The 1,422-nt window shown below is 71.4% G+C and carries 1 protein-coding gene; it reads right to left on the minus strand.

Going from position 1 to position 1,422, the window contains the following annotated elements; all coding sequences use genetic code 11:
• Nucleotides 1-135: 135 nt before the first annotated feature.
• Nucleotides 136-1,371, minus strand: coding sequence for a glycoside hydrolase family 18 protein (locus ACSNOH_RS34755; RefSeq protein WP_436725438.1), 1,236 nt, complete (start codon nucleotides 1,369-1,371; stop codon nucleotides 136-138).
• Between the last annotated feature and the right edge of the window lie 51 nt (nucleotides 1,372-1,422).

A 1,422-nucleotide genomic window follows, 5' to 3' on the forward strand; every position in this document is an offset into this window, starting at 1 on the left:
CCCCGGCACCGCGGGGCTCGCGGCACGAGCCTGATCACCGCTCCGGTGGGGGCGCGCCGCGCGGTGGCCCTCCCGGCGGGGACGGGTGCGGGGCGGGGGCGATCCGCTTCCGCCCCCGCCGGAGGCATCCCGGCGTCAGCCGATGGACTTGATCAGTTCGCCGTCCGCCGTATCGCCGCTCAGCTCCCAGAAGAAGGTGCCGCCCAGACCCTGGCGGTTCTTGTACGCCGTCTTCCCGGCGATCGTCGACGGGGTGTCGTAGCTCCACCAGTCGCTGCCGCACTTGGCGTAGGCCGTGCCCGCCACCGTGCCGTTGGCCGGGCACGTGGTCTTCAGGACCTTGTAGTCCTCGAAGCCGTCCTCGTAGGTGCCCTTGGCCGGGCCGGTGGCCGTGCCGCCCGGGGCCGCCTGGGTCACGCCGGTCCAGCCGCGGCCGTAGAAGCCGAGGCCGAGCAGGAGCTTGGAGGAGGGGATGCCGAGCGACTTGAGCTTGGTGATGGTGGCGTCGGTGTAAAAACCGGCCTTGGGGATGCCGCTGTAGGAGGTCAGCGGGGAGTGCGGGGCCGTCGGTCCCTTGGCCTCCCAGGCGCCGAAGAAGTCGTAGGTCATGGGGTTGTACCAGTCGACGTAGCGGGCGGCGCCCGCGTAGTCCACGGCGTCGATCTTGCCGCCGTTCGAGGCGTCGGCGGTGATGGCGGCCGTGAGGAGGTTGCGCGTGCCGAACTTGGCGCGCAGCGCCGCCATCAGCTTCACGAACCCCTCGCGGCCGCTGGTGTCGCAGGTGAGACCGCAGGCGTTGGGGTACTCCCAGTCGATGTCGATGCCGTCGAAGACGTCGGCCCAGCGCGGGTCCTTGACGAGGGAGTAACAGGACTCGGCGAAGGCGGCCGGGTTGCGGGCCGCCTCGCCGAAGCCGCCCGACCAGGTCCAGCCGCCGAAGGACCAGACCACTTTGAGGCCCGGGTGCAGCTTCTTGAGCTTGCGGAGCTGGTTGAAGTTGCCGCGCAGGGCGCCCTCGTCCCAGGTGTCGGCCTTGCCGTCGACGCTGCCGGCGGCGTCGTAGGCCTTGTCGTAGTCGGCGTAGGCGTCGCCGATGGTGCACTTGCCGCCCGAGACGTTCCCGAAGGCGTAGTTGATGTGGGTGAGCCGGGCGGCGGAGCCGGACGTCTCGATGTTCTTGACGTGGTAATTGCGCTGGTAGACGCCCCAGTTGGTGAAGTAGCCGACGACTTTGCGGCCGGCGGCCTCCTCGCCGGGCCCGGTCGCGGGCGCGGCGGGGGAGGCGCTCGCGGGGCCGGTGAGGAGCGTCGTGGTGAGCAGGGCCCCGGCGGCGGCGAAGGCGGCCAGGAGGGTACGCGGTCGTGCGGGCATGGGATCTCCTCGGTGGGGTGGGGAGAGCTGCTCTGCGGCCGGGAAAGCGGC

The sequence above is a fragment of the Streptomyces sp. URMC 127 genome (assembly GCF_051386535.1).
In the GTDB taxonomy this organism is placed as follows: Bacteria; Actinomycetota; Actinomycetes; order Streptomycetales; family Streptomycetaceae; genus Streptomyces.

What these genes read in the sequence shown, in the direction of transcription:
- ACSNOH_RS34755 (WP_436725438.1), bottom strand. Translation starts at nt 1,371, where the DNA reads ATGCCCGCACGACCGCGTACCCTCCTGGCCGCCTTCGCCGCCGCCGGG.